Origin of the sequence: Ramlibacter cellulosilyticus (assembly GCF_014297465.1) — a bacterium.
GTDB classification, from domain to species: domain Bacteria; phylum Pseudomonadota; class Gammaproteobacteria; order Burkholderiales; family Burkholderiaceae_C; genus Ramlibacter; species Ramlibacter cellulosilyticus.
This window is the reverse complement of sequence record NZ_JACORT010000005.1, coordinates 319,983-346,644: the sequence shown is the minus strand read 5'-3', so window position 1 is coordinate 346,644 and position 26,662 is coordinate 319,983. Positions and strand designations below refer to the sequence as shown.

Here is a 26,662-nt window from a genome sequence, read left to right as displayed (position 1 = left end):
TCACTGCTTCGCCGCGCCCGTGGCGGGCGGCCCGGCGGGCCACCAGGTGCCGCCGATGGGCAGCAGGAAGAAGTCTTCCGCGGTCACGCCCTGCTGCATGCGGGCGGCGGCCAGGTCGCGCGGCGGCTGGTCCAGCGCTTCGTCCGTCAGGGAGAAGGTGCCCCAGTGGATGCCGAGGCTGCGCCGGGCGCCAAGGTCCTTGTGCGCCTGCACCGCTTCGGCCGGGTTCATGTGCTGGGCCGCCATGAACCAGCGCGGCTCGTAGGCACCGATGGCGAGCAGGGCCAGGTCGAACAAGGCGCCATCGCGCACGCGCCCGGCGAGCTTCTCGCGCGTCTCGCGGAAGGAGTTGCTGTAGCCTGTGTCGCCCGAGAAGTACCAGCGCAGGTCGGGCGCGAACACCGCCCAGCCGCCCCAGAGCGTGTGGTTGCGGTCGCCCAGGCCGCGCGCGGACCAGTGCTGCACCGGCACGAGCTGGAAGTCCACGCCTTCGTGGCGGTGCACGTCCCACCAGTCGAGTTCGAGGACGTTGCGGATCCCCACGCCGGCGAACCATTCCTTCAGCCCCAGCGGCACCAGGAACAGCGTGCGGCCCTGCGCGCGTGCGTCGAGCCGGCGCACGCTGTCTTCATCCAGGTGGTCGTAGTGGTTGTGGGAGATGAGCACGACATCGATGGCGGGCAGGTCCGCCAACGCGATCCCCGGCGGCTGGGCGCGCGTGGGTCCGGCAAAGGAGACGGGCGAAGCCCGCTCGCTGAAGACCGGGTCGGTCAGGACGTTGAGACCGCCGCTCTGCATGAGCACCGTGGCGTGGCCGATCCAGGTGGCCGAGGGCAGGGACGGATGCGCGGCTCGCGTGCCCACGCGGCGCACCGGGTCCGTGTTCGCCCGCAACGCCCCGAGCTGCGGGGTCACCACCGGCGTGGCTTCCTGCGCCGGCGGCGGCAGGTCGTCGCGCCAGGCGTCCAGCTTCCAGCGCAGCAGCGCCGACAGGGGCTTGGTGGTCTGCGCACCGTTCGGGTTGCGGAAGCCCTCCGCCGTGTGGTGCGGTTTCGCGGCCTCGTCGCCGTGGTTCGCCTGCGCGGCCAGCGCGCACGCCAGCAGCGCCGCAGCCACGCATGCGTGCCTCACCGCCACAGGAGCACCGCCGCGATCGCGATCCAGCCGAGTCCGAGGTTCACCTTCACCAGCAGCGCGATCTGGTTCATGCGCCTGCCGCCCTCGGGCCAGTCCTGCGCCGCGACCGCGCGCTGCGCACGCCTCCATGGCGCGAAGAAGATGTGGCCGAACACCAGCATCATCACGACGCCCAGTCCTGCCATCGCATGCCATCCGCGTGGAGCCTCCGCACCGGGCACCTGCATCAACAGCGGCATGCCCGTCGCGAGCAGCACCGCGATGCTGGCGATGACGACCACGAAGAACCGCCGCAGCACCTGCACCATCAGCGGAAGGCGCTGCGGCGGCTGCAGCTGCGCGTGCAGCGCGGGCCGCAGCGCGATGACGACGAAGGCCATGCCTCCCATCCAGAAGACGGCGGCGGCGAGATGCAGGAAGACAAGCAGGTTGCGCATGGGGCGGATCGGATGCGAAGCGCCCATTGTGCGGGGGTCCGTGAGACCGCGTAGGACGCGCGCGGGTCCGGGGGGTGGCGGGAGCCTGCGCGTTTCTACTTATAATGGGAGGCTTTCCTAAATTTCTCAGGGCCAACAGCGGCAGCCATGCCAACAAGAAGAATCGCCCCGCTGCCTGATGAGCCGGAGGAGGCCTCCCCCGTCCAGCCGCTGAGCGCCGAAGAGGCGCGCCGCGTGCGCGATCAGAACCCGCCGCTTTCTCCGTGGCGGGTCGTGGCGGGGCAGGCCGGAGTGGGGCTGCTTGCAGCGCTGCTCGCCTGGGGGTTCACCGGAAAGCAGAACGTCGGTTGGTCCGTGGGGTATGGGGCGTTGGCTGTGCTGCTCCCCGCGGCCGTGTTCGCACGGGGGCTGACCGGCAGGTTTTCGTCGCTCAACGCGGGAACGGCTGCGGCCGGCTTCCTCGTCTGGGAGATGGTGAAGATCGCCTTGACGCTCGCGATGCTGTTCGCGGCGCCGAGGCTGGTGGCGGGATTGAGCTGGCCGGCATTGCTGGTGGGCCTGGTCCTCGCGATGAAGGTTTACTGGGTCGCCCTGGCGTTCGCGCCGCGGCCCAAGACGAAATCGAGCTGAAAGAAACATGGCTGCTGAAAGCGCTGCCGCGGGGCACGGTCCGACCGCGGGTGAATACATCGTTCACCACCTGACGTTCTGGCAGAACAAGAAGCCCGGCAACGTCGTCGATTTCTCCGTCTTCAACTGGGACTCGCTGTTCTGGGCGATCCTGCTGGGCGTGGTGACCTGCTTCTTCCTGTGGAAGGCCGCGCGCAAGGCGACTTCCGGGGTGCCGGGGCGCTTCCAGGCCGCGGTGGAAATCCTGGTGGAGATGGTCGACTCGCAGGCCCGCGGCATCGTGCACAACGCGCAGAGCCGCAAGTTCGTCGCCCCGCTGGCGCTCACCGTGTTCGTCTGGATCTTCATGATGAACGCGATGGACCTGCTGCCGGTCGACCTGCTGCCGGTGCTGTGGCAGTGGGCCTACGGCGCCGCCGGCCACGACCCGCACCACGCCTACATGCGCGTCGTGCCGACCGCCGACCTGTCGATCACGATGGGCCTGTCGATCTCCGTGCTGCTGGTCTGCCTGTTCTACAACGTGAAGATCAAGGGCCTGGGCGGCTGGATCCACGAGCTGTTCACCGCTCCCTTCGGCTCGCACCCGCTGCTGTGGCCGTTCAACTTCCTGATGCAGATCATCGAGTTCGTCGCCAAGACCGTCTCGCACGGCATGCGACTGTTCGGCAACATGTACGCCGGCGAACTGATCTTCCTGCTGATCGCCCTCATGGGCGGCGCGTTCTCGCTGTCCGCCACCGGCATCGGCCTGGCCATCGGCCACATCATCGCGGGCTCCGCCTGGGCGATCTTCCACATCCTGATCATCACGCTGCAGGCGTTCGTGTTCATGATGCTGACCCTCGTCTACGTGGGCCAAGCGCACGACGCTCACTGAGCGGCGTCGGTCTCCCGCAGTTTTCCTTTTCCTTTTCTCGTCAACCAAAAGTCCTTAGGAGTAGAAACAATGGAACAAGTCATCAGCTTCGTCGCGCTCGCCGCCGGCCTGATCATCGGTCTGGGTGCCATCGGCGCCTGCATCGGCATCGGCGTCATGGGCAGCAAGTACCTCGAATCTGCTGCGCGTCAGCCCGAACTGATGAACGAGCTGCAGACCAAGATGTTCCTGCTGGCCGGCCTGATCGACGCCGCTTTCATTATCGGCACCGGTATCGCACTGTGGTTCGCCACCGCCAACCCGTTCCTGGGCCAGCTGGCCGCCCGCTGATCCGCATCCCTTCGCCAACCCGTCCCCGCGTGCAATCGGCGCGCGGGCTAGAAGGATGAAAAAGTGAGCATCACCGGTACCCTCATCATTCAGATCATCGTCTTCCTGATCCTGGTCGGGTTCACGATGAAGTTCGTGTGGCCGCCGATCGCGGCAGCGCTCGACGAGCGCGCGCGCAAGATCGCCGAAGGCCTGGCCGCCGCCGACAAGGCGAAGGCCGAGCTGAGCGCCGCCGACAAGAAGGTGGAGCAGGAACTGGCCAAGACGCGCACCGAGACCGCCTCCCTGCTGGCCGACGCCGAGCGCCGCGCCCAGGCGATCGTCGAGGAAGCCAAGGGCCGTGCCACGGAAGAGGCCAACAAGATCATCGCCGCCGCCCGTGCCGAGGCCGAGCAGCAGACGGTGAAGGCCCGCGAAGTCCTGCGCGAGCAGGTCGCCGCCCTGGCCGTGAAGGGTGCCGAGCAGATCCTGCGCAAGGAAGTGAACCCCTCCGTGCACTCCGACCTGCTCAAGCGCCTGGCGACCGAGCTGTAAGAGGACTCCATGGCCGAACTCGCCACCATCGCCCGCCCGTACGCCGAAGCCCTGTTCCAGTCGTCCCGCAACGACCTGAACGGCGCGTCGCAGTGGCTCGATGCGCTCGCCGTCGTGGCGGGCAACGAGCAGCTGCTGCAGTTCGCGGACAACCCCAAGGTGGGCAAGCAGCAGGTGTACGACGTCGTCACCGACGTCGCGCGCGTGCAGCTGCCGCCGCCCGGCCAGAACTTCCTGCGCACGGTCATCGACAACGGTCGCCTCCCGGCCCTGCCGGAAGTCGCGCGCCAGTTCCGCGAAATGAAGAACGCGCAGAGCGGCGCCTCCGACGCAACCGTGTACAGCGCGTTCCCGATCGCGGCGGACCAGCTGGCCGGCGTTGCTCAGGTACTCGAGAAGCGGTTTGGCCGTAAGCTCAATGTCACCGTGCAGGAAGACCCGTCGCTCATCGGCGGCATCCGCGTGGTGGTCGGCGACGAGGTGCTCGACACCTCGGTGAAGGCCCGCCTGGAACAAATGAAAGTCGCGCTGACGGCGTAATGCCGCTTCGCTCCAAAGGACAAGGAACGAGTCATGCAGCTCAATCCCGCAGAAATTAGCGAACTGATCAAGAGCCGGATCGAAGGCCTGGCCGCCAGCGCCGACATCCGCAACCAGGGCACCGTGATCTCGGTGACCGACGGCATCGTCCGCATCCACGGCCTGTCCGATGCGATGGCCGGCGAAATGCTGGAATTCAAGCCCACCGCCGATGGCACCCCGACGTTCGGCCTCGCGCTGAACCTCGAGCGCGACTCCGTCGGCGCGGTGATCCTGGGCGAGTACGAGCACATCTCCGAAGGCGACACCGTCAAGTGCACGGGCCGCATTCTCGAAGTGCCCGTCGGCCCGGAACTCGTGGGACGCGTGGTGAACGCCCTGGGCCAGCCGATCGACGGCAAGGGCCCGATCAACGCCAAGATGACGGACGTGATCGAGAAGGTCGCTCCCGGCGTGATCGCGCGCAAATCGGTGGACCAGCCGGTGCAGACCGGCCTGAAGGCCATCGACTCCATGGTGCCGATCGGCCGTGGCCAGCGCGAGCTGATCATCGGCGACCGCCAGACCGGCAAGTCCGCCGTCGCGGTCGACACGATCATCAACCAGAAGGGTCAGAACATGACCTGCGTGTACGTCGCGATCGGCCAGAAGGCGTCCACGATCAAGAACATCGTGCGCGCGCTGGAGCAGAACGGTGCGATGGACTACACCATCGTCGTGGCCGCTTCCGCCTCCGAGTCCGCCGCCATGCAGTACGTCTCCGCGTACTCCGGCTGCACGATGGGCGAGTACTTCCGCGACCGCGGTCAGGACGCGCTGATCATCTATGACGACCTGTCGAAGCAGGCCGTTGCGTACCGCCAGGTCTCCCTGCTGCTGCGCCGTCCCCCGGGCCGCGAAGCCTACCCCGGCGACGTGTTCTATCTCCACTCCCGCCTGCTGGAGCGCGCCGCGCGCGTGAACGCCGACTACGTGGAAGCGTTCACCAAGGGCGAAGTGAAGGGCAAGACCGGCTCGCTGACCGCGCTGCCGATCATCGAGACGCAGGCCGGCGACGTGTCCGCGTTCGTGCCGACCAACGTGATCTCGATCACCGACGGCCAGATCTTCCTGGAAACCAACCTGTTCAACGCCGGCATCCGTCCCGCCATCAACGCGGGTATCTCGGTGTCGCGCGTGGGTGGTGCCGCCCAGACCAAGCTGATCAAGGGCCTGTCCGGCGGTATCCGTACCGACCTGGCGCAGTACCGTGAACTGGCTGCCTTCGCGCAGTTCGCGTCCGACCTGGACGCCGCCACGCGCAAGCAGCTGGATCGCGGCGCCCGCGTGACGGAACTGCTCAAGCAGCCGCAGTACAGCCCGCTGCCCATCTCGCTGATGGCTGCGTCGCTGTTCGCGGTGAACAAGGGCTACTTCGACGACATCGATGTCAAGCGCGTGCTCGCGTTCGAATCCGGCCTGCACGGCTGGCTGAAGGACAAGCACTCGGCGCTCGTGAACAAGCTGGACACCAACAAGGCGATGGACAAGGATTCCGAAGCCGAGCTGACCAGCGCGATCGAAGCGTTCAAGAAGACCTTCGCCTAAGTCAGAACCAAGGAAACGAGGCAATGGCAGCAGGCAAGGAAATTCGCGGCAAGATCAAATCGGTGGAGAACACCAAGAAGATCACGAAGGCCATGGAGATGGTCGCCGCGTCCAAGATGCGCAAGGCGCAGGACCGGATGCGTTCGGCCCGCCCTTACAGCGACAAGGTTCGCAACATTGCCTCCAACCTCGGCAAGGCGAACCCGGAATACACCCACGCCTTCATGAAGACCAACGACGTGAAGGCGGCGGGCGTGATCGTGGTGTCCACGGACAAGGGCCTGTGCGGCGGTCTCAACACGAACGTCCTTCGTGCGGTGACCACCAAGCTGCGCGAGCTGCAGGGCGAGGGCGTCAGCGTCCAGACCGTTGCCATCGGCAACAAGGGCCTGGGCTTCCTGAACCGCATCGGCGCGCAGGTGGTGTCGCACGTCACCCAGCTGGGTGACACCCCGCACCTCGAGCGCCTGATCGGCCCCGTCAAGGTGCTGCTGGACCAGTACGCCGAAGGCAAGCTGAACGCCGTGTACCTGTCGTACACGAAGTTCATCAACACCATGCGCCAGGAGCCCGTGGTGGAGCAGCTGCTGCCCCTGTCCGCCGCCAAGATGGAAGCGGACAGCAAGGCGTCGGGCTCGCACGAGCACGGCTGGGACTACATCTACGAGCCGGACGCGAAGACGGTGATCGACGAGCTGCTGCTGCGCTACGTCGAGGCCCTCGTGTACCAGGCGGTGGCCGAGAACATGGCCTCCGAGCAGTCGGCCCGCATGGTCGCCATGAAGGCAGCCACGGACAACGCCGGCAACCTGATCGCCGAGCTCAAGCTGGTCTACAACAAGACGCGCCAGGCCGCGATCACGAAAGAGCTTTCGGAGATCGTGTCGGGTGCGGCAGCGGTTTAAGTGAATACGGAGAGCAACAAGATGGCTCAGAACCAAGGAAAGATCGTCCAGTGCATCGGCGCCGTCGTGGACGTCGAATTCGCCCGTGACCAGATGCCGCGCGTGTACGACGCGCTGAAGATGGAAGGCTCCGCCCTGACGCTGGAAGTGCAGCAGCAGCTGGGCGACGGCGTCGTGCGCTGCATCGCGCTGGGCTCCACCGACGGCCTGCGCCGCGGCCTCGTCGTGTACAACACCGGCGCCGCCATCACGGTGCCGGTCGGCAAGGCCACCCTCGGCCGCATCATGGACGTGCTCGGCAACCCGATCGACGAGCGCGGCCCCGTGGACCAGTCGCTGACCGCGTCCATCCACCGCAAGGCCCCCGCGTACGACGAGCTGTCTCCCTCGCAGGAACTGCTCGAGACCGGCATCAAGGTGATCGACCTGATCTGCCCGTTCGCCAAGGGCGGCAAGGTCGGCCTGTTCGGCGGCGCCGGCGTGGGCAAGACCGTGAACATGATGGAGCTGATCAACAACATCGCCAAGGCCCACTCCGGCCTGTCGGTGTTCGCCGGCGTGGGTGAGCGCACCCGCGAAGGCAACGACTTCTATCACGAGATGGCCGAATCCGGCGTCGTGAACCTCGACAACCTGGGCGAGTCCAAGGTGGCGATGGTGTACGGCCAGATGAACGAGCCCCCGGGCAACCGCCTGCGCGTGGCGCTGACGGGCCTGACGATCGCGGAATCGTTCCGTGACGAAGGCCGTGACGTGCTGTTCTTCGTGGACAACATCTACCGCTACACGCTGGCCGGTACCGAAGTGTCCGCGTTGCTGGGCCGCATGCCTTCCGCCGTGGGCTACCAGCCGACGCTGGCCGAGGAAATGGGCCGCCTGCAGGAGCGCATCACGTCCACCAAGGTCGGCTCGATCACCTCGATCCAGGCCGTGTACGTGCCCGCGGACGACCTGACCGACCCGTCGCCCGCCACGACCTTCGCCCACCTGGACGCGACCGTCGTGCTGTCCCGTGACATCGCCGCCCTGGGTATCTACCCCGCGGTGGACCCGCTGGACTCCACGTCCCGCCAGGTCGACCCGAACGTCGTGGGCGAGGACCACTACGCCACGACCCGCGCCGTGCAGCAGACGCTGCAGCGCTACAAGGAACTGCGCGACATCATCGCGATCCTGGGCATGGACGAACTCGCGCCGGAAGACAAGCTGGCCGTGGCCCGCGCCCGCAAGATCCAGCGTTTCCTGTCGCAGCCCTTCCACGTGGCCGAAGTGTTCACGGGCTCGCCCGGCAAGTACGTGCCGCTGTCCGAAACCATCCGTGGCTTCAAGATGATCACGGCCGGCGAGTGCGACCACCTGCCCGAGCAGGCCTTCTACATGGTCGGCACCATCGACGAGGCCTTCGAGAAGGCCAAGAAGCTGGCGGCTGCGTAATCCATGGCTGATTCCACGCACACCATCCACGTCGACGTGGTGAGCGCCGAGGAGTCGATCTTCTCCGGCGAGGCGCGCTTCGTCGCGCTGCCGGGCGAAGCCGGCGAACTCGGCATCTACCCGCGCCACACGCCGCTGATCACGCGCGTGAAGCCCGGCTCGGTGCGCATCGAGAAGGCCGATGGTGGCGAGGAGTTCGTCTTCGTCGCCGGCGGCATCCTGGAAGTGCAGCCGAACCGCGTCACCGTCCTGTCCGACACCGCCATCCGCGGCAAGGACCTGGACGAGGAGAAGGCCAACGAGGCGCGCGCCGCCGCCGAGGAAGCCCTGAAGAACGCGAAGAGCGACATCGACATCGCCAAGGCGCAATCCGAGCTGGCCGTGATGGCCGCGCAGATTGCTGCCCTGCAGAAGTACCGTCAGAAGAAGTAAGCTCTGGACTGAAACAAGAACGGGCTAAAAACCAGCCCACTCCCGCCCCGTGCCGCAAGTCACGGGGCTTTTTCATTTCCGGGTTACAAAGCGGGCTATGGCCGAAACCGACCGCACCTTCCACGTCGACGTCGTCAGCGCGCACGAGTCCATCTACTCGGGCGAGGCGCGCTTCGTCGTGCTGCCGGGCGAGGCGGGCGAGCTGGGCATCTATCCGCGGCACACGCCGCTGATCACGCGCATCAAGCCGGGCTCGGTGCGCATCGAGAAGCCGAACGGCGACGAGGAGTTCGTGTTCATCGCCGGCGGCATCCTCGAGGTGCAGCCGGACCGCGTCACCGTGCTCTCGGACACGGCGATCCGCGGCAAGGACCTCGACGAGGAAAAAGCGAACGAAGCGCGGCAGGCCGCGGAAGAGGCATTGCGCAACGCGAAGAGCGAGATCGACATCGCCAAGGCGCAGTCGGAGCTCGCGATCCTCGCTGCCGAGATCGCCGCGCTGCGCAAGTACCGCCAGAAGCGGTAACGTCGCTGCATGGCCTCCTTCACCGAAAACCACCCCGGCGTCGTCGCCGACGCCCCCGCCGCCACGCGCGGCTTCGTGTTCAACCACTCCATGCTGCGCGTGAAGGACCCGAAGGTCTCGCTCGCGTTCTACTCGCACGTGCTCGGCATGCGCGTGCTGCGCAAGCTGGACTTTCCCGAGATGAAGTTCTCGCTGTATTTCCTGGCGAAGCTCGAGGAAGGCAGCGAGGTGCCGCAGGACGTCGGCGAGCGAACGCAGTGGACTTTCCGCCAGCAGGGCATCCTCGAGTTCACGCACAACTGGGGCACGGAGGACCAGCCGGACTTCCGCTACCACGACGGCAACGCCCAGCCGCAGGGCTTCGGGCACATCTGCTTCTCGGTACCGGACCTGGCGGCGGCGGTGAAGTGGTTCGACGAGAACCAGGTGCCGTTCGTGAAGCGGCCGGAGCAGGGGAAGATGAAGGACGTGGCATTCATCAAGGATCCGGACGGGTACTGGATCGAGATCGTGCAGGCGGACCTGCTCGCGAATCTGGGGCGGTGACCGGTGGGGTTCGCTTCGCTCACCTTCCGTGGCTCTCGCCACGCCACCCTACAGGCGAGGCGACTCCGCGTTGTAGGGTGGCGGCGCGCCAGCGCCGGAAGGTGAGCGCAGCGAACCCCACCGATCACCGCCCCGACACCAACCCCTCCATCAACGGCGGCACCTCCGCCGCCAGGTCCCGCGCGAGATACCCCACGCGCCCATACCGCTGCGCCAGCGCCGCGCCCGCGCGCGCATGCAGCGCGACGCCCCAGGCCGCGGCATGCTCGGGCGAGGCGCCGCGCGCCGCGAGCCCACCGATGATCCCCGCCAGCACGTCACCCGACCCCGACGTCCCCAGCCCCGGCACCTGCGCGCTGTGCGTCCAAGAACGGCCGTCCGGCGTCGCGATGGCGGTGGTGGCCCCCTTCAGCGCGATGACCGCGTTCCACATCGCTGCATGCCGCACGGCCGCCTGCAAGGGCGTGTCCTGCAAATGCTCTTTCTCGTGCCCCGTCAGGTGCGCCATCTCGCCGCAATGCGGCGTGAGGATCACCGGTTGCGAGAAGCGGTCCATGCTGCGCACGATGTCCATCGCCAGCGCATCGAGCAGCACGGTCGACTCGCGGAAAAGCGGCAGCAGTTCGAGCACGAACGCCAGCGTGCCCTCGCGCCCGATCATGCCCGGCCCGATCACGAGCGAAGCCGTGGCCGACGCGATCGCATGCAGCGGCGGCAGGCCGAAGCGCGTCGGGCTCCCGTCGGACCCCTCGGGCAGCGCAATCACCCGCGCTTCCGGCACGGCCGCAGCCACGACCGCAGCCGCCGACTGCGGCGTCGCGATCGCAAGCTTTCCCGCGCCCGCGCGCAAGGCCGCGATGCCCGCCAGCACCGCCGCTCCCGGCATTTCGCGGCTGCCCGCGACCACGAGCACGCGGCCGCGGCTTTCCTTGTCGCCTTCGTCCTCGACCGGGGGCAAGGCCCAGTCGCGCAGCAGTTCGTCGTCGATGGTGATCGCGTTCATGGCTTCGGCGCGGTCGCAGCGTCGGGCTCGACGGTCACCGGCGCGCCCTCGCGCACCAGCGGCGCCGTGAAGTTCACCAGGTCCGGTCCGAGCCTGCCGCTCACCGCATCGCGCCGGTAGGACGTCACGGCGCAGTTCGGCACGTCGCCGAGGCGGTCGATGGCGAGGATCGCCTCCTCGTCCAGGTTCTCGATCAGGTAGCGCATGCAGTTCACGATCACCTGGTGCGCGACCACGAGCACGCGCTCGCCGGCGTGCTCGCGCGTCATCATCTCGGTGAGGCTGCGCAGGCGCAGGATCACGTCGCACCAGCTCTCGCCTCCCGGCGGGCGGAAGTAGAACTTGCCGACGTGGCTGCGCTGCGCGTGCAGCTCGGGGTATTTCGCGCGGATGCCGTGCTTCGTCAGCCGGTCCAGGATGCCGAATTCCTTCTCGCGCAGGCGCTCGTCGATGCGCAGGCGGATGTCGTCGCCGGTGCGCCAGCCCGCCTCTTCCTGGATCAGACGCGCGGTGTCCCGCGCCCGCACGTAAGGCGAGGCGAGCACCACCTGCGGCCGCTCATGCAGCGGCAGCTTCGCGAACCAGCGCCCGAGCGCGCGCGACTGCTCGACCCCCAGCTCGGACAAGGGCGTGTCGATGTCGCGGAACTCCACGTCGATCAGCACGTGGCCCGCGGCCTCGGCGGCATCGCGCGCGACGTTCCCGGCGCTCTGTCCGTGCCGGACGATCCACAGGAGGGCGGGCCACTGTTCGTTCATGTTTTCTGCCTGTGCAAGCAGCCGCCAGTGTCACGCACCCGGGCCGCCGGGTGTGTGGAACGAGCTTGGCGGCGCCTGTAGGCGAGCGCCCCAGCAGCAACCGGCTCATCCGTTCGCCTGGTCCGCCTGGAGCTTGCCGCGCTTGCGCGAGGGCGTCGGCCGCTTGCCCGCGGACCGGGTCTTCCACAGCGACAGCAGCACGCCGCCGGCGATCAGCGATCCCGTGACGCCCAGGCTCACGGCGGCGGGAATCTTGCCGGTGATGTTGACGAGGAAGATCTTGGTCCCGATGAACACGAGCACGAGCGCGAGCGCGTACTGCAGGTAGGCGAAGCGGTGGATCATCGCCGCGAGCGCGAAGTACAGCGCGCGCAGGCCGAGGATCGCGAAGATGTTGCTGGTGTAGACCATGAACGGGTCGGTCGTGATCGCGAAGATCGCCGGCACGGAATCGACGGCGAACACCAGGTCGGCGAACTCCACCATGACGAGCGCGAGCAGCAGCGGCGTCGCCCACAGCACCGGCCGGCCCGTCACGGGGTGCGGCTCGCGCACCACGAACGCGCTGCCGTGCAGGCGCGGCGTCACGCGGATGTGCCGCCGCAGCCAGAGCAGCAGGGGATGGCGGTCCAGGTCGGGCGCGTGGTCCGGCATGCGCAGCATGCGGATGCCGGTCCACACGAGGAAGCCGCCGAAGAAGTAGAGCACCCAGGAGAACTGCGCGACCAGCGCCGCGCCCAGCCCGATCATCAGGGCGCGCAGCACGATGACGCCGAGCACGCCCCAGAACAGCACGCGGTGCTGGTACTCGCGGGGCACGGCGAAGAAGGAGAAGATCAGCGCGATCACGAACACGTTGTCGAGCGACAGCGACTTCTCGATCAGGTAGCCGGTGAAGTACTCGATGCCGCTTTCGCTGCCGAGGTGCCACCAGAGCCAGCCGCCGAACAGCGTCGCGACTGCAACGTAGCCCGCGGACAGCCACAGGCTTTCGCCGACGTCGATCGCGCGGTCGTCACGGTGCAGGACGCCCAGGTCGAAGGCGAGCAGCGCCATGACGATGCCGATGAAGGCCAGCCAGAGCCACGCTGGCTGGCCGAGGAAATCTGCAAAGAGGAACTCGGTCATCATTGGGTGAGGGAAGCGATGAGCATGGCGGCTCCGCCGCAGGCTGCGGCCAAGCCGAGCACCCGGCGCAGGTCGCGCCGGGGATGGCGTGGGCGCCGCGCGAGCACTGCCGCGGCAAGGAAGGCGAGCGCCAGCGTCGAGGCCAGCAGCGCCACGTGCAGGTCAGGCATCGCGGGTCCTGATGGCATTGGCCGCCGCCAGGTCGGGGCGGCCGTGCGGCAGGCGCAGGCTGGGGGTCCGGAGGTCGACGTCCATGGCAGCTCCTTTCGTTGGCACGCCACGCGCGGGCGTGGCATGCCGTGAATCTAGGAGCGGTGCGCGCGCGGAAGAAGGGGGAAAAATGCGCGGGGTCGCTTCGCTTGCAGCGAAGTCCAGACCCTCCCCACGATCCCGCGCATCTTCCGCACGCCCGGCATGCGGCCGAGCGCGATGGCGGTGGCTCAGCCGAGCACGGGCGCGTCGGGCAGCTCGTTCGGATTGGGCTGGCCGCCGGCGGGGAAGTGCCGCACGAGGTGGGCCGTCACCGCATCGACGGCCTGCTTCAGGCCTTCCTCGTAGCGGCCCGCGCGGAAGGCCTCGCCCATGCCTTGCACGATCCGCTGCCATTGCTCCGGCGCCACGTGGCGGGCCAGGCCGCGGTCGGCCACCACCTCGATCGCGTGCTCGGCGAGCAGCAGGTAGATGAGCACGCCGTTGTTCTGCTCCGTGTCCCACACGCCCAGCTTGCCGAACATGGCGATCGCGCGCTCGCGCGGCCTGGCATCGCGCCAGAGGTAGCTCAGGGGCAGGCCGGGCTCGACGTAGATGCGGATCTCGCCCGTGTGGCGGCGCTCGCTGTCCGCCACGTACTGCGCGAGCTTGTCGACCAGGGCCGGCGGGATGGCGCGGCGCGTGTCCGCCTCGTCCACCCACCGGTGCTTCAGGATGCGCTGCAGCCGGTTCGCCATCACCAGTCTCCCGAGGCGCCGCCGCCGCCGAAATCGCCACCGCCGCCCGAGCCGAAGCCGCCGCCACCGCCTCCGCCCCAGCCGCCGCCTCCACCCCCGCCGAAGCCGCCGGGGAAGATCACGGGGCCGCCCCAGCCCCTGCCGCGGCGGCCACCGAAGGGGCTGCCCGAGACGAGCGAGAACAACAGGCCCACCACGCCGGCGATCACCGCCACGACGAGGCTCGAGGTGAACAGCATCGCGAGGAAGCCTACGCCGCCACCGGTGACGAGCGATCCGAGCTTGCGGCCGAACATGCCGCGCAGCACGGTACCGGCGATGGGCACGGCGAAGAACAGGAAGATGGCGAGGTCGAACCAGTCGAAGCCGCCGTTGCCCGCGTTGCGCGGCGCGGTGCGCTGCTGCGGCGCCGGCAGCGCCTCGCCGCCGATGCGCGCGATGAGCTGGTCGACGCCGGCCTGCAGCCCGCCCGCGAAGTCGTTCTGGCGAAAGCGCGGCGTGATCGCGTCGTCGATGATCTGCTTCGCCGCCAGGTCGGGCACCGCGCCTTCGAGCGTCTTGGCGACCTCGATGCGCACCTTGCGGTCGTTCTTCGCGACGATCACGACGATGCCGTCGCCGACGTCCTTGCGGCCGATCTTCCAGGCGTTGGCGACGCGGTTGGCGTAGCTGGCGATGTCCTCGGGCTGCGTCGTCGGCACCAGCAGCACGACGATCTGCGTGCCCTTCTGCTGCTCGAAGTTCGCGAGCTTCTCTTCCAGCCCCTTGCGCTGGATCGCGTCCAGCGTGCCCGTCTGGTCGATGACGCGCGCGGTGAGCTCGGGGACGGGCAGCACGTCCTGCGCCGCGGCCAGCACGCTGGCCAGCAGCGCGAAGGCGAGGAGGAGGACGCGCTTCAAAGGATCAGCGGGATGCGGCGGACGCTGCGGGGGCGGCTGCCGGCGCCGCCGGCTTGCTGAAGTCCACCGTCGGCGGCACCGCGATCTGCGCCTCGTTCTGCACGGCGAAGTTCGCCTTGGGCTGGTAGCCGAACACCATCGCGGTGAGGTTCGACGGGAAGCTGCGGGCGAGCACGTTGTACTCCTGCACCGCCTTGATGTAGCGGTTGCGGGCCACGGTGATGCGGTTCTCCGTGCCTTCGAGCTGCACGCGCAGGTCGCGGAAGGACTGGTTCGCCTTCAGGTCGGGATAGCGCTCGCTCACCACCAGCAGCCGTGACAGCGCCGAGGACAGCTCGCCCTGCGCCTGCTGGAAGCGCTGCATGGCTTCCGGGTTGTTCAGCGTCTCGGGCGTCACCTGCACGGCGGTCGCGCGGGCGCGCGCTTCGACGACGCGCGTGAGCGTCTCCTGCTCGAAGTTGGCTTCGCCCTTCACGGTGGCGACCAGGTTCGGCACGAGGTCGGCGCGGCGCTGGTACTGGTTCAGCACCTCGCTCCAGGCCGACTTGGTCTCTTCGTCGAGGCGCTGGAAATCGTTGTAGCCGCAGCCGGTGAGGGATGCGAGCAAGGCCAGGATCAGCAGCCACTTCTTCATGTCGGTTCCTTCCTGTCTCGGCGGGAATCGGGGACGGTAGCATAGATGGGATGCGGCAGGACCCGATTCAAGTCATACAGGCCGCAAGCCGTTCCACCCCCGCCGCGCAGGGCCAGAGTCTGCTCATCGCGGGCGCGACGGGGGCTCTCGGCAACGAAGTGTTGCGGCGGCTGGCGGGCTCCGGCCGCTACGGCGTCGCCCACGTCCTGGCGCGCGAACCGATCACTGAAGGCCTGCGCGGCGTGCGCACGCTGCTCGTCCCCGGGGACGATCCGGGTGAGTGGCCGCTCGCACCGGCCGACGTGGCGGTCGTCCTGTTCGACCCGCCGCGCATGTTCTACGAACGAGAACGTGCGCTGTGGACGCCCCGTCCCGAGCAGCTCGTCGCGCTCGCCCGCTGGCTGCGCGCGGGCGGCGTGCGCACGCTGGCCATCGTGCTGCCCCACGCGCCCGGCCGCCTGCCGGAGGCGCTCAAGCGCGGCCTGGCCAACCTGGACGAACAGGCGATCGCGGCGCTGGGCTTCGAGCGGCTGCTGGTCGTGCGCTCGGCGCAGAAGCCCGCGGAGGTGCGCCACGCCAGCGCGCCGTCGCGGCTCGCGCACTGGATGCTGGGCATCTTCCAGTACATGGTGCCCTCGAGCGAGCAGCCGGTGCGGGCCGTCAAGGTGGCGGAGCTCGTGTCCGTCCTGCTGCGCCTGGCGCCGCCCGGCACCCACGTCGTTCCGCCGGACCTGGTGTGGCAGGCGGCGCAACAGGACGCGGCCGAGGTGGTCCGCCGATGGCTGGGCTGAGGCGGGGTGCGGCACAATGGGCGGCAGGGACCCCCCATGCGCAAGTCCAAGATCCAGGCCGCCAACCTCGAAGGCGACGCCGACGACATCGAAGCCGCCTTCTACGACGCCCTCCAGCGCGGGGACGTCGACCGTCTCATGGCCTGCTGGGCCGACGAGGACGAGATCTTCTGCATCCATCCGGGCGGTCCGCGCGTCGTCGGCGCCACGGCGATCCGCGCCACCTTCGAGGCCATGTTCGCCGACGGCGGCTCCGTCCGCGCCTGGCCGGAGCGGGCCCGCAAGATCGTCGCCGTCGCCAGCGCCGTGCACAACGTGCTGGAGCGCGTGGAAGTGCTGGCGGGCACGACGCCCTCGGTCGCCTGGGTGATCGCCACCAACGTGTACCACCGCACCGCGCAAGGGTGGCGGCTGGTGGCCCACCACGCGAGCCCGGGCACGACGAGCGAGATCCAGGAAGTGTCGGATGCGCCTGCGGTCCTCCACTAGCGAATTCATGCGGAACTACCGGGCGCCGTGGTGGCTGCCCGGGGGCAACCTCCAGACCATCTGGCCGGCGCTGTTCGCGCGGCGCACGCGCGGGCCGGTGCCGGAGTACCGGCGCGAGCGCTGGTCCACCCCGGACGGCGATTTCGTCGACCTCGACTTCCTGGACACCGACGTCTCGCCGCACCGGCCGCTGATCGTGCTGTTCCACGGCCTGGAGGGATCGTCCCGCAGCCACTATTCGGAAGCGTTCGCCGACGTCGCCTGGCGCGGCAAGCTCACGTACGTGGTGCCGCACTTCCGCGGCTGCAGCGGCGAGATGAACCTCGCGCCGCGCGCCTACCACTCGGGCGACCACGAGGAGATCGACTTCATCCTGCGCGGGCTGCGGGCGCGCCATGCGGGCCCCATCGTCGCGGTGGGCGTGTCGCTCGGCGGCAATGCGCTGCTGCGGTGGGCGGCGGAGAACGGGGCGTCGGCGGCGTCGGTGGCGCAGGCGGTCGCGGCCGTGTGCTCGCCGCTGGACCTCGCCGCCGGCGGCCACAACATCGGGCGCGGCTTCAACCGCATGGTGTACACGACGATGTTCCTGCGCACCATGAAGCCCAAGGCGCTCGCCAAGTGGGCGCAGCACCCGGGCCTGTTCGACCGCGATGCGCTGATGCAGGCGCGCGACCTCTACGAGTTCGACAACATCTTCACCGCGCCAGTGCACGGCTTCACGAGCACCGAGGACTACTGGGCGCGCGCCTCGGCCAAGCCGCACCTGTCGCGCGTGCGCATCCCGGCACTGGCGCTCAATGCGCTGAACGATCCCTTCGTGCCGGCGGCGAGCCTGCCGCGCGCGGAGGAGGTGTCATCGTCCGTGACGCTGTGGCAGCCGGAACATGGGGGCCACGTGGGCTTCCCTGCCGGTACGCCGCCGGGGTACGTGTGGGCGATGCCGGAGGCGGTGACGTCGTGGTTGCTGCGGGCCGCGGGAATTGCCACGCAGGTGCCGGAGGAGTGGCCGGAGCATCCGATGACGGTGCCGGCGGCGTTGTAGGGGGCGGGGGGATTGCTGGGGTGCGCTTCGCGCAACCCAGCCTACGGCGCCGCGCAACCCAGAGCTCGTAGGCTGGGTTTCGCGCCAGCGAACCCCAGCGACAGCTAGTGCACCTGCGTCGCCGGCTTCGCCGACGGCCGCACCGCCGACGCCGGCGCCACCGCCACCGGAACCTCATGCCAGCGCGGCACCGACGTCGTGCCGTGCGTCGTGATCCCCGTCGTCGCCGTCGCCACCGGCGAGAACGCCGCCGCGATGGTCTGGCCCGCGGGCACCGGCGCCAGGGCCACGGCGGCACTGGCCGCGCCGGTGGCCGCCGCGGCCGCGACGTTCGCCGGCGGCCACGCGAACTCGGACGCCGGACGCTGCACACCGACCGGCGTGGTGGCCTTGCCCTGCTTCACCAGCGCCATGTCCTCTTCGCTGGGATACAGCCCCATCAGGTAGTAGTCGAACGCCCGCCGCGCGATCGGCGCCGCGTTGGACGCGCCGAAGCCCGCGTTCTCCACGATCATCGCGATCGCGATCTTCGGGTCTTCCGCCGGCGCGTACGCTTCGAACAGCGCGTGGTCGCGGTGGCGTTCGTCGAGCTGCGCGGCGTTGTACTTGGCGCCCTGCGCGATGGTGAGCACCTGCGCGGTGCCGGTCTTGCCGCCGCTCGTGTAGCCGGCGCCGCGGAACGCCGCCGCCGACGTGCCTTCGATGTTCACGCCCACCATCGCCTTGCGGATGATGGCGAGGTTCTCGGGCTTGGCCGTGAGCTGGCCCACCTGTTGCGGCTGGACCACCTGGCTTTCCTTGCTGGTGACGTCCACCACCTCCCGCACGAGGTGCGGCTTCATGCGCGCGCCCTGCGGATTGGCGATGGTGGACATCGCCGTGGCGAGCTGCAGCATGGTGAAGTTGTTGTAGCCCTGGCCGATGCCCAGCGAGATGGTCTCGCCCGCGTACCACTTCTGCTGCTCGGGCTTGCGGTAGGCCTTGCGCTTCCACTCGGTGGACGGCAGCAGGCCCTTGGACTCGCCCTGGATGTCGATGCCCGTGATCTCGCCGAAGCCGAAGTGCGACATCTGCTCGTGCATCAGGTCCACGCCCATGTCGTTGGCGAGCAGGTAGTAGTAGGTGTCGCAGGACTGGACGATGGACTTGTACATGTCCACGCTGCCATGGCCGCCGGGCTTGTCGTCGCGGAACTGGTGGTTGCCGAACCAGAAGTAGCCGGGGTCGGAGATCGCCTGCTCGGGGCGGCGCTTGCCGGTCTCGAGCGCGGCGAGCGCCATGAAGGGCTTGTACGTGGAGCCGGGCGGATAGGTGCCGCGCAGGGCGCGATTGAGCAGCGGCTTGTCGATCGACTCGTTCAGCGCCTGCCAGTTTTCCTGGTCGATGCCGTCGACGAACAGGTTGGGGTCGAAGGTCGGCTTGGACACGAACGCGAGGATCTCGCCCGTCCTGGGATCGATCGCGACGAAGGCGCCGCGGCGGTCGCCGTAGAGGTCTTCCACCAGCTTCTGCAGCTTGATGTCGATGGAGAGCTTGACCGTGTTGCCGGGCGTGGCAGGCGTGCTCGCCAGCTTGCGCACGGCGCGGCCGCCGGCGGAGGTCTCCACCTGCTCGACGCCGGTGATGCCGTGCAGCTGCTTCTCGAAGCTCTGCTCCACGCCGAGCTTGCCGATGTACTCGGTGCCGCGGTAGTTGGCCTGCTCTTCTTCCGGCCAGTCCTCGATCTGCTTCTTCTCCGGCTGGTTGATGCGGCCGATGTAGCCGATGGCGTGGCTGGCGAGCTCGCCCCAGGGATAGTTGCGGAACAGGCGCGCCTTGATCTCCACGCCCGGGAAGCGGAAGCGCTGCACGGTGAAGCGGGCGACTTCCTCGTCCGTCAGCTTGGTGCGGATCGGGATCGAATCGACGCTCTTGCTTTCCTCGAGCAGCTTCTTGAAGCGGCGGCGGTCGCGCGTCTGCACGTCGATGATCTGCGACAGCTCGTCGATCACGCCCTCCAGCGGACGCGCCAGGCGCGACGGCGTGATCTCCAGCGTGTACGCGGAGTAGTTCGTCGCCAGCACGATGCCGTTGCGGTCCAGGATGAGGCCGCGGTTGGGAACGATGGGGACGATGGCCGTGCGGTTGGCTTCGGCCTGCTCGTCCAGCTCGACGTGCCGGACGACCTGCAGCCACACGAGCCGCGCGGCCAGCAGCAGGAAGCAGATCAGCACGGCCGCGCTGGCGGCAAGCACGCGGCCGCGGAAACGGGAAAGGTCGGCTTCGACGTTGCGCAGCTCTGTCATGGGTGTAATTGCTGACGGCAACCTCGATTGTGGCGCTTTCCCGTGCGCCGCGGGCTCCCCCGTTACCGTGCCCCGTGGCGCCGGCGGGGCACCCAGCCGGCGCCGGTGCCGGAGGTGGGCGTGCCCGACTGCGCGTTGTGCACCGGCGAGAAGGCCGTGTGCACGGTCAGGTCGGAGCGGACGGTGGCCACCGCCGCTTCCGGCGCGCTCGCCGAGGCCATCGCGGCAGCGGCGGCCGGCACCGCGGGCGGCCAGGCGGCCTCGGTCGCGAGGCGCGGCGTGCCGATGGGGTTGGCGGCCTTGCCTTCGCGCACGGCCACCAGGTCTTCCTCGCTCGGGTACTGGTTCATGAGCGCGTAGTCGAACACCCGCCGCGCGATCGGCGCCGCGGCAGCCGCGCCGAAGCCGGCGTTCTCCACGATCATCGCCAGCGCGATCGTCGGCGCCTCCGCCGGCGCGAAGGCGATGTAGAGCGAGTGGTCGCGCTGGTGCTCCTCCAGCTTGGCGGCGTTGTACTTCGCGCCTTGCGCGACGCCGACGGCCTGCGCCGTGCCGGTCTTGCCGCCGGACAGGTAGCCGGCGCCCTGGAACACGCGCGTCGAGGTGCCCTGCTGCGTGACGGCGACCATGGCCTTGCGCACCACTTCCAGGTGCGCAGGCTTGTAGCCCAGCGGCACGCCTTCCGCCTTGGGCACCGGCGTGAGCTCCTTGCTGGTGGCGTCCTGCGTGGCGATCACGAGGTGCGGCTTGTGCTTCACGCCGCCGTTCACCACGGTGCTCAGGGCCTGCGCGATCTGCAGCATCGTGAAGTTGTTGTAGCCTTGGCCGATGCCCAGCGAGATGGTCTCGCCCGCGTACCACTTCTTCTGCTCGGGGCGCTTGTAGTAGTTGCGCTTCCACTCCTGGCTCGGCAGCACGCCGCGCACCTCGCCGAAGATGTCGATGCCGGTGAGCTGGCCGAAGCCCAGGGGCTTCATGAAGTCGTGCATCAGGTCCACGCCCATGTCGTTCGCCAGCGCGTAGTAGTAGACGTTGCTGGACTTCACGATGCTGGTGTGCATGTCCACCGGCCCGAGGCCGTGGTCGCCGTGGCTGCGGAACACGTGGCCGCCGAAGCTCCAGGAGCCGTTGTCCTGGATCACCTGCGTCGCCGTCCGCTTGCCGGTCTCCAGCGCGCCGAGCGCCATGAAGGGCTTGTAGGTGGAGCCGGGCGGATAGGTGCCGCGCAGGGCGCGATTGAGCAGCGGCTTGTCGATCGATTCGTTCAGCGCGGACCAGTTCTCCTGGTCGATGCCGTCGACGAACAGGTTCGGGTCGAAGGTCGGCTTCGAGACGAACGCGAGGATCTCGCCGTTGCGCGGGTCGATCGCCACCATCGCGCCGCGGCGGTCGCCGTACAGGTCCTCGACGAGCTTCTGCATCTTGATGTCGATGGAGAGCATCACCGTGTTGCCCGGCGTCGCCGGCGAGCTGGCCAGCTTGCGCACGGCGCGGCCGCCGGCGGACGTCTCCACCTGCTCGATGCCCGTGATGCCGTGCAGCTGCTTTTCGTAGCTCTGTTCGACCCCGAGCTTGCCGATGTATTCGGTGCCCCGGTAGTTGCCCTGTTCCTCCTCGGGCCACTCCTGGATCTGCTCCTTCTCGCGCTGGTTGATGCGGCCGATGTAGCCGATGGCGTGGCTGGCGAGCTCGCCCCAGGGGTAGTTGCGGAACAGGCGCGCCTTGATCTCCACGCCGGGGAAGCGGAAGCGCTGCACGGTGAAGCGCGCGACCTCGTCATCCGTCAGCTTCGTGCGGATCGGGATCGAGTCGACGCTCTTGCCTTCTTCCAGCAGCTTCCTGAACCGCCGCCGGTCGCGTTGCTGGATCTCGACGATGCCGCCGAGCTCGTCGATCACGCTCTCCAGCGGCCGCAACAGGCGCGACGGCGTGATCTCCAGCGTGTAGGCCGAATAGTTGGTCGCGAGCACGATGCCGTTGCGGTCCACCACCAGGCCGCGGTTCGGCGCGATCGGCACGATCGCGGTGCGGTTGGCCTCCGCCTGTTCGTCGAGCGCGTCGTGCTGCACGACCTGCAGCCACACCAGCCGCGCGGCGATGAGGCCGAAGCAGAAGAGCGCCGCGGCGCTGGCCACCAGCACGCGGATGCGGAAGCGCGAGAGGTCGGCTTCGAGGTTGCGGAGTTCGGTCATTTCAAAAGGGGCTAGGGGCTAGGGGCTAGGGATTAGGGGCCGAAGGCTCCCGGGCGTTCCCTAGCCCCTAGTCCCTAATCCCTAGCCCCTCGCCTACAGCGGCCGATTCTCGTCCGGATCCGGCGCCCTGCGTTGCGGCAGTAACAGCAGGACACTGACGACCGGCCAGAGCGCGGCTTCCGTCACGGGCGCCAGCAGGAACAGCGGGCCCGGCCAGGCGCCGCCGGCCAGCATGCGGATCGCCAGCTCGATGGCGTGGGCGGCCGCGAAGAGGGGCAGCACCTGCACCGCCTGCGAAGGCACCGTGAACCACAGCAGGCGGCGGTGGATCGTGATCGCGAAGTAGGTGAGGGTGGTGTAGGCGAGCGCGTGCTGGCCCAGCAGCGAGGTCTGGTGCACGTCCACGGCCAGCCCGAACAGGAAGGCGACGATCACGCCGATGCGCAGCGGCTGGTGCACGCTCCAGAACACCAGCACCACGGCCAGCACGTCGGGCATCCACGGCAGGCGGCCCAGGGGCAGCATGTTGAACATCAGGGCCACGATGAGCGTGAACCAGATGAACAGGGGGTTGGCTGGCAGCAGCAGCGGCTGCCCGGGGCGCATGATCATGCGGTGGCGCTCCTCACTTGCGCGCCGGCCGCTTGGCCACCGGCTGCGCGGCGTCCTCGGGCGCGGGCCGCGGGGGGATCTGGCTCAGCAGCGACTTCAGCACCATCACGTGCCGGACGCCGTCCACCTGCGCCTGCGGGTAGCAGACGATGCGGGCGAAGGCCGAATCGGGCCGGCGCTCCACCTTGGCGACCTTCGCCACCGGGATGCCGGGCGGGTAGACGCCGTCGACGCCGCTGGTGGTGAGCAGGTCGCCGGGCTGCACGTCGGCGTTGGCGGCCATGTAGCGCAGCTCCAGCCCCCCGCTGCCGTGGCGGCCCGCGTCGCCGTAGGCGATGCCGCGGTTGCCGGTGCGGGTGTTCAGCACGGGGATGGCCTGTTCGCTGTCGGTCACCAGCGTTACTTCGCTGATGAGCGGGTGCACGCGCGTCACCTGCCCGAGCACGCCCGATTCGTCGATCACCGGCGAGCCCGCCTCGACGCCCTGCGCGAGGCCCTTGTCGATGATCACCTTGCGGGTGTACGGGTCCGCGGCGTCATAGAGCACTTCGGCCGTCTGCGTCGGGGTGTTCAGGCGTTCGCGCAGGCCCAGCAGCTTGCGCAGCTGCGCGTTCTCGTTGATCAACTGCTCCACCTGGCCGGCGCGCGCGGACTGCACGATCAGCTTGCGGCGGGCAGCTTCCTCGTTCTTCAGCGCCGCGTTCAGGGAGGTGAAGTAGTCCTCCACGGTGCGCACCGCGAGCACGGGCCGCATGGCGAGCCACTGCACCGGGAACAGCACGGTCGCGATCGAGGCGCGGATCGGCTGCGTGATGCGGAAGCGCACGTCCGCCACCATGAGGAACAGCGCCAGCGCGCTGCAGACCATCAGCTTGGAGAGGGCTGATGGTCCTTGCTTGAAGAAGGGCGGAGGCGTCCGGTCGAGGGTGCCGAGGGGCATGGCGGAATTGTGCCCCGGCCCCGCTGAGCCGGGGCGTCAGACGATCACTCGCTCGTGAAGATCGAGCCCAGCCGTTCCATGCGCTCCAGCGCGATGCCGCAGCCCCGCACGACGCAGGTGAGCGGGTCTTCGGCGACCAGCACCGGCAGGCCGGTTTCCTCGGCGAGCAGGCGGTCCAGGTCGCGCAGCAGCGCGCCGCCGCCCGTGAGCATCATGCCGCGCTCGGCGATGTCGGCACCCAGTTCCGGCGGGGTCTGCTCCAGCGCGTTCTTCACGGCGGAGACGATGTTGTTCAGGGGGTCGGTCAGCGCTTCCAGGATCTCGTTGGACGAGATGGTGAAGCTGCGCGGCACGCCCTCGGAGAGGTTGCGGCCCTTGACCTCCATCTCCTTCACCTCGCTGCCGGGGAAGGCGGAACCGATCTGCTTCTTGATGCCTTCGGCGGTGGGCTCGCCGATCAGCATGCCGTAGTTGCGGCGGATGTAGCTGATGATGGCTTCGTCGAACTTGTCGCCGCCCACGCGCACCGAGCCCTTGTAGACCATGCCGCCCAGCGAGATGACGCCCACCTCGGTGGTGCCGCCGCCGATGTCGACCACCATGGAGCCCGAGGCTTCGGACACCGGCAGGCCGGCGCCGATGGCCGCGGCCATGGGTTCCTCGATCAGGTACACCTCGCTCGCGCCGGCGCCCAGCGCCGATTCGCGGATGGCCCGGCGTTCCACCTGGGTGGAGCCGCAGGGCACGCAGATGATGATGCGGGGGCTGGGCTTCAGGACGGACCGGGGATGGACCATCTTGATGAACTGCTTGAGCATCTGCTCGGTGACGGTGAAGTCGGCGATCACGCCGTCCTTCATCGGGCGGATCGCTTCGATGTTGCCCGGCACCTTGCCCAGCATGGCCTTGGCTTCGTGGCCGACGGCCTGGATCGTTTTCTTGCCCTGGGGGCCGCCTTCGTGGCGGATGGCGACGACCGACGGCTCATCGAGGACGATGCCCTTGTCGCGGACGAAGATCAGCGTGTTGGCCGTGCCCAGGTCGATGGCCAGGTCCGTGGACAGATAGCGTCGGAAGGCTCCGAACATTTGGGGGAATCCTCGTTTCTTCTGCGAAAGCGGCCGCGTTGCGCGGCCACTGCACACGACGGCGGAGCTCCGCTCGCCGAAGGCGGGATAATACCCCATCCCCTGTGCCGGACCCCCGCGCGCGAGCCCTCGCCACGCGTCCCTGTGGCGCTGGCGCAAAGACAAATTTCACCATGTCGCTGAACCCCCAAGACATCGCCCGCATCGCCAACCTGGCGCGGCTGGAACTGCAACCCGATGAAAGCGAGCGCATGCTCGCCCAGATCAACGGCTTCTTCGAGATCGTGGAGAAGATGCGCGCCGTGGACACCTCCGGGGTGGACCCGCTGCCCCACCCCGTGGCGGCCGTCCAGGACGTCCACCTGCGCCTGCGCGAGGACGTCGCGAGCGAGCCGAACGCCCGCGAGGCGAACCAGCAAAGCGCCCCCGCGGTGGAGCGCGGGCTGTTCCTGGTGCCGAAGGTGATCGAATGAGCGGCGAACTGCATCGACTGGGCGTCGCCGCCCTGGCCGCGAAGCTGAAGGCGAAGGAAGTCTCGGCCAGCGAGGTGGCGCAGCATTTCCTGGCCCGCGGCAAGCAGCACGCCGGGCTGGGCGCGTACCTCGCGACCGACGAAACCGTCACCCTGGCCCAGGCGAAGGAAGCCGACGCACGGCTCGCCCGCGGCGACGCAGGGCCGCTGGTCGGCGTGCCCGTGGCGCACAAGGACATCTTCGTCACCAAGGACTTCCCCAGCACCGCCGGCTCGAAGATGCTGGAGGGCTACCGCTCGCCCTTCGACGCCACGGTGGTCCGCAAGCTGGCCGAAGCGGGCATGGTGAGCCTCGGCAAGCTCAATTGCGACGAGTTCGCGATGGGCTCGTCCAACGAGAACTCCGCCTATGCGCCGGTGAAGAACCCCTGGGACACCAGCCGCATCCCCGGCGGCTCCTCCGGCGGCAGCGCCGTCGCGGTGGCCGCGGGGCTGGCGCCGTCCGTCACCGGCACCGACACCGGCGGCTCCATCCGCCAGCCGGCATCCTTCTGCGGCATCACCGGCATCAAGCCGACCTACGGGCGTGCTTCCCGCTACGGGATGATCGCCTTCGCGTCCAGCCTGGACCAGGCGGGACCGATGGCGCGGTCGGCGGAAGACTGCGCGCTGCTCCTGTCCGCGATGTGCGGGCCGGACCCGGATCGGGACTCCACCTCGCTGGACGTGCCTTCCGAAGATTTCACGCGAGCCCTGGGCGGCTCGCTGGAAGGCCTGCGCATCGGCGTGCCGAAGGAGTTCTTCGCCGAAGGCGTGACCGCCGACGTGCGCTCCGCCATCGAGTCGGCGTTGCAGCAGTACGAGAAGCTGGGCGCGAAGCGCGTGGAGATCTCGCTGCCCCGCACCGAGCTCGCCATCCCCGTCTACTACATCATCGCCCCGGCCGAAGCGAGCTCCAACCTCTCGCGCTTCGACGGCGTGAAGTTCGGCCACCGCGCGAAGCAGTACGCGGACCTGCTGGACATGTACAAGAAGACCCGCGCCGAAGGCTTCGGCGACGAGGTGAAGCGCCGCATCATGATCGGCACCTACGTGCTCTCGCACGGCTACTACGACGCCTACTACCTGCAGGCGCAGAAGGTGCGCCGCATGATCGCCGACGACTTCCAGGCGGCGTTCCGGAAGTGCGACGTGATCGCCGGCCCGGTGGCGCCCAGCGTCGCGTGGTCGCTGGGCGGCCACGGCGGCGATCCGCTGGCGGACTACCTCGCCGACATCTTCACGCTGCCCGGTTCCCTGGCAGGCCTGCCCGGCATGAGCATCCCCGTGGGCTTCGGCGAAGGCGGCATGCCGGTGGGGCTGCAGCTCCTGGGCAACTACTTCCAGGAAGGGAAGCTGCTGAACGCGGCGCACCGCTTCCAGCAGGCGACCGACTTCCACCTCCGCACCCCGGAGGGCTTCTGA

Annotated in this window: 30 protein-coding genes; 16 read left to right on the top strand and 14 right to left on the bottom strand. The window is 68.7% G+C overall.

What is annotated here, in order from left to right; all coding sequences use genetic code 11:
• A complete protein-coding gene (locus H8N03_RS14460) occupies positions 1 to 1,116 on the bottom strand; it encodes an MBL fold metallo-hydrolase (RefSeq protein ID WP_354005128.1) in 1,116 nt (371 codons plus the stop codon).
• Between the two features lie 11 nt (positions 1,117 to 1,127).
• Complete coding sequence (locus H8N03_RS14455; protein WP_187076882.1) at positions 1,128 to 1,574, bottom strand: DUF4149 domain-containing protein; 447 nt, start codon at positions 1,572 to 1,574, stop codon at positions 1,128 to 1,130.
• Between the two features lie 147 nt (positions 1,575 to 1,721).
• On the opposite strand from H8N03_RS14455, the gene H8N03_RS14450 reads away from it, so the two are divergent.
• The 11 genes from H8N03_RS14450 (at position 1,722) to gloA (ending at position 9,918) form a co-directional block, all read left to right on the top strand.
• On the top strand, positions 1,722 to 2,204 hold the full coding sequence (locus tag H8N03_RS14450; protein WP_187076881.1) for an ATP synthase subunit I: 483 nt from the start codon (positions 1,722 to 1,724) through the stop codon (positions 2,202 to 2,204).
• A 7-nt stretch (positions 2,205 to 2,211) separates the two neighbouring features.
• Positions 2,212 to 3,084 (top strand): F0F1 ATP synthase subunit A, encoded by an 873-nt coding sequence (gene atpB, locus H8N03_RS14445; RefSeq protein WP_187076880.1) that lies wholly within the window; start codon positions 2,212 to 2,214, stop codon positions 3,082 to 3,084.
• 69 nt (positions 3,085 to 3,153) lie between these two features.
• Positions 3,154 to 3,414 carry a F0F1 ATP synthase subunit C gene (gene atpE / locus H8N03_RS14440; protein WP_135263075.1) on the top strand — a complete coding sequence of 87 codons (261 nt, stop codon included), beginning with the start codon at positions 3,154 to 3,156 and terminating at the stop codon, positions 3,412 to 3,414.
• Positions 3,415 to 3,477: 63 nt separating this feature from the next.
• Positions 3,478 to 3,948 (top strand): F0F1 ATP synthase subunit B, encoded by a 471-nt coding sequence (locus H8N03_RS14435; protein WP_187076879.1) that lies wholly within the window; start codon positions 3,478 to 3,480, stop codon positions 3,946 to 3,948.
• Between the two features lie 9 nt (positions 3,949 to 3,957).
• Complete coding sequence (locus H8N03_RS14430; protein WP_187076878.1) at positions 3,958 to 4,488, top strand: F0F1 ATP synthase subunit delta; 531 nt, start codon at positions 3,958 to 3,960, stop codon at positions 4,486 to 4,488.
• A 33-nt stretch (positions 4,489 to 4,521) separates the two neighbouring features.
• Complete coding sequence (gene atpA, locus H8N03_RS14425) at positions 4,522 to 6,075, top strand: F0F1 ATP synthase subunit alpha (RefSeq protein WP_187076877.1); 1,554 nt, start codon at positions 4,522 to 4,524, stop codon at positions 6,073 to 6,075.
• A 23-nt stretch (positions 6,076 to 6,098) separates the two neighbouring features.
• Complete coding sequence (gene atpG, locus H8N03_RS14420) at positions 6,099 to 6,980, top strand: F0F1 ATP synthase subunit gamma (protein ID WP_187076876.1); 882 nt, start codon at positions 6,099 to 6,101, stop codon at positions 6,978 to 6,980.
• 21 nt (positions 6,981 to 7,001) lie between these two features.
• On the top strand, positions 7,002 to 8,414 hold the full coding sequence (gene atpD / locus H8N03_RS14415; RefSeq protein ID WP_187076875.1) for a F0F1 ATP synthase subunit beta: 1,413 nt from the start codon (positions 7,002 to 7,004) through the stop codon (positions 8,412 to 8,414).
• Positions 8,415 to 8,417: 3 nt separating this feature from the next.
• Complete coding sequence (locus H8N03_RS14410) at positions 8,418 to 8,846, top strand: F0F1 ATP synthase subunit epsilon (RefSeq protein WP_187076874.1); 429 nt, start codon at positions 8,418 to 8,420, stop codon at positions 8,844 to 8,846.
• A 97-nt stretch (positions 8,847 to 8,943) separates the two neighbouring features.
• Entirely contained in the window at positions 8,944 to 9,372 is a 429-nt protein-coding gene (locus tag H8N03_RS14405) for a F0F1 ATP synthase subunit epsilon (protein WP_187076873.1), read from the top strand.
• 9 nt (positions 9,373 to 9,381) lie between these two features.
• On the top strand, positions 9,382 to 9,918 hold the full coding sequence (gloA, locus tag H8N03_RS14400; RefSeq protein ID WP_187076872.1) for a lactoylglutathione lyase: 537 nt from the start codon (positions 9,382 to 9,384) through the stop codon (positions 9,916 to 9,918).
• A 124-nt stretch (positions 9,919 to 10,042) separates the two neighbouring features.
• Here the strand turns inward: gloA and H8N03_RS14395 are convergent, their stop codons facing one another.
• From H8N03_RS14395 to H8N03_RS14365, 7 genes are all read right to left on the bottom strand, one after another.
• On the bottom strand, positions 10,043 to 10,921 hold the full coding sequence (locus tag H8N03_RS14395) for an NAD(P)H-hydrate dehydratase (protein ID WP_187076871.1): 879 nt from the start codon (positions 10,919 to 10,921) through the stop codon (positions 10,043 to 10,045).
• Positions 10,918 to 11,679, bottom strand: coding sequence for a histidine phosphatase family protein (locus H8N03_RS14390; protein ID WP_187076870.1), 762 nt, complete (start codon positions 11,677 to 11,679; stop codon positions 10,918 to 10,920). The genes H8N03_RS14395 and H8N03_RS14390 overlap by 4 nt, the downstream gene beginning before the upstream one ends.
• A 105-nt stretch (positions 11,680 to 11,784) precedes the next feature.
• Positions 11,785 to 12,807: a TerC family protein gene (locus H8N03_RS14385; RefSeq protein ID WP_187076869.1), complete on the bottom strand. Its 1,023-nt coding sequence runs from the start codon at positions 12,805 to 12,807 to the stop codon at positions 11,785 to 11,787.
• Positions 12,807 to 12,977: a hypothetical protein gene (locus H8N03_RS14380; protein ID WP_187076868.1), complete on the bottom strand. Its 171-nt coding sequence runs from the start codon at positions 12,975 to 12,977 to the stop codon at positions 12,807 to 12,809. The genes H8N03_RS14385 and H8N03_RS14380 overlap by 1 nt, the downstream gene beginning before the upstream one ends.
• Before the next feature lie 270 nt (positions 12,978 to 13,247).
• Positions 13,248 to 13,754: a TPM domain-containing protein gene (locus tag H8N03_RS14375; RefSeq protein ID WP_187076867.1), complete on the bottom strand. Its 507-nt coding sequence runs from the start codon at positions 13,752 to 13,754 to the stop codon at positions 13,248 to 13,250.
• Positions 13,754 to 14,653 carry a TPM domain-containing protein gene (locus tag H8N03_RS14370; protein ID WP_187076866.1) on the bottom strand — a complete coding sequence of 300 codons (900 nt, stop codon included), beginning with the start codon at positions 14,651 to 14,653 and terminating at the stop codon, positions 13,754 to 13,756. The genes H8N03_RS14375 and H8N03_RS14370 overlap by 1 nt, the downstream gene beginning before the upstream one ends.
• 4 nt (positions 14,654 to 14,657) lie before the next feature.
• Positions 14,658 to 15,287, bottom strand: a complete 630-nt coding sequence (locus H8N03_RS14365; RefSeq protein WP_187076865.1) for a LemA family protein — start codon at positions 15,285 to 15,287, stop codon at positions 14,658 to 14,660.
• 50 nt (positions 15,288 to 15,337) lie between these two features.
• On the opposite strand from H8N03_RS14365, the gene H8N03_RS14360 reads away from it, so the two are divergent.
• Genes H8N03_RS14360 through H8N03_RS14350 form a run of 3 tightly spaced genes read left to right on the top strand, consistent with a single transcriptional unit; the run spans position 15,338 to position 17,609 of the window.
• Entirely contained in the window at positions 15,338 to 16,078 is a 741-nt protein-coding gene (locus H8N03_RS14360; protein WP_187076864.1) for a Rossmann-fold NAD(P)-binding domain-containing protein, read from the top strand.
• Between the two features lie 36 nt (positions 16,079 to 16,114).
• Positions 16,115 to 16,567, top strand: a complete 453-nt coding sequence (locus H8N03_RS14355) for a YybH family protein (RefSeq protein ID WP_187076863.1) — start codon at positions 16,115 to 16,117, stop codon at positions 16,565 to 16,567.
• Between the two features lie 7 nt (positions 16,568 to 16,574).
• The gene (locus H8N03_RS14350; RefSeq protein WP_187076862.1) at positions 16,575 to 17,609 is read left to right on the top strand and encodes a YheT family hydrolase; all 1,035 of its coding nucleotides are present in this window, start codon (positions 16,575 to 16,577) and stop codon (positions 17,607 to 17,609) included.
• A gap of 104 nt (positions 17,610 to 17,713) precedes the next feature.
• Here H8N03_RS14350 and mrdA (H8N03_RS14345) read toward each other — a convergent pair whose 3' ends face one another.
• From mrdA (H8N03_RS14345) to H8N03_RS14325, 5 genes are all read right to left on the bottom strand, one after another.
• Positions 17,714 to 19,894: a penicillin-binding protein 2 gene (mrdA, locus tag H8N03_RS14345; protein WP_187076861.1), complete on the bottom strand. Its 2,181-nt coding sequence runs from the start codon at positions 19,892 to 19,894 to the stop codon at positions 17,714 to 17,716.
• 62 nt (positions 19,895 to 19,956) lie between these two features.
• Positions 19,957 to 22,086, bottom strand: a complete 2,130-nt coding sequence (gene mrdA / locus H8N03_RS14340) for a penicillin-binding protein 2 (protein WP_187076860.1) — start codon at positions 22,084 to 22,086, stop codon at positions 19,957 to 19,959.
• Between the two features lie 93 nt (positions 22,087 to 22,179).
• Positions 22,180 to 22,698 carry a rod shape-determining protein MreD gene (gene mreD / locus H8N03_RS14335; protein WP_187076859.1) on the bottom strand — a complete coding sequence of 173 codons (519 nt, stop codon included), beginning with the start codon at positions 22,696 to 22,698 and terminating at the stop codon, positions 22,180 to 22,182.
• Between the two features lie 13 nt (positions 22,699 to 22,711).
• Positions 22,712 to 23,638, bottom strand: a complete 927-nt coding sequence (mreC, locus tag H8N03_RS14330; protein WP_187076858.1) for a rod shape-determining protein MreC — start codon at positions 23,636 to 23,638, stop codon at positions 22,712 to 22,714.
• 44 nt (positions 23,639 to 23,682) lie between these two features.
• Entirely contained in the window at positions 23,683 to 24,726 is a 1,044-nt protein-coding gene (locus H8N03_RS14325) for a rod shape-determining protein (protein WP_187076857.1), read from the bottom strand.
• Positions 24,727 to 24,899: 173 nt separating this feature from the next.
• Between H8N03_RS14325 and gatC the strand changes: the two genes are divergently transcribed.
• Both gatC and gatA read left to right on the top strand, forming a co-directional pair.
• Positions 24,900 to 25,199 (top strand): Asp-tRNA(Asn)/Glu-tRNA(Gln) amidotransferase subunit GatC, encoded by a 300-nt coding sequence (gatC, locus tag H8N03_RS14320; protein ID WP_187076856.1) that lies wholly within the window; start codon positions 24,900 to 24,902, stop codon positions 25,197 to 25,199.
• Positions 25,196 to 26,662, top strand: coding sequence for an Asp-tRNA(Asn)/Glu-tRNA(Gln) amidotransferase subunit GatA (gene gatA / locus H8N03_RS14315; protein WP_187076855.1), 1,467 nt, complete (start codon positions 25,196 to 25,198; stop codon positions 26,660 to 26,662). The genes gatC and gatA overlap by 4 nt, the downstream gene beginning before the upstream one ends.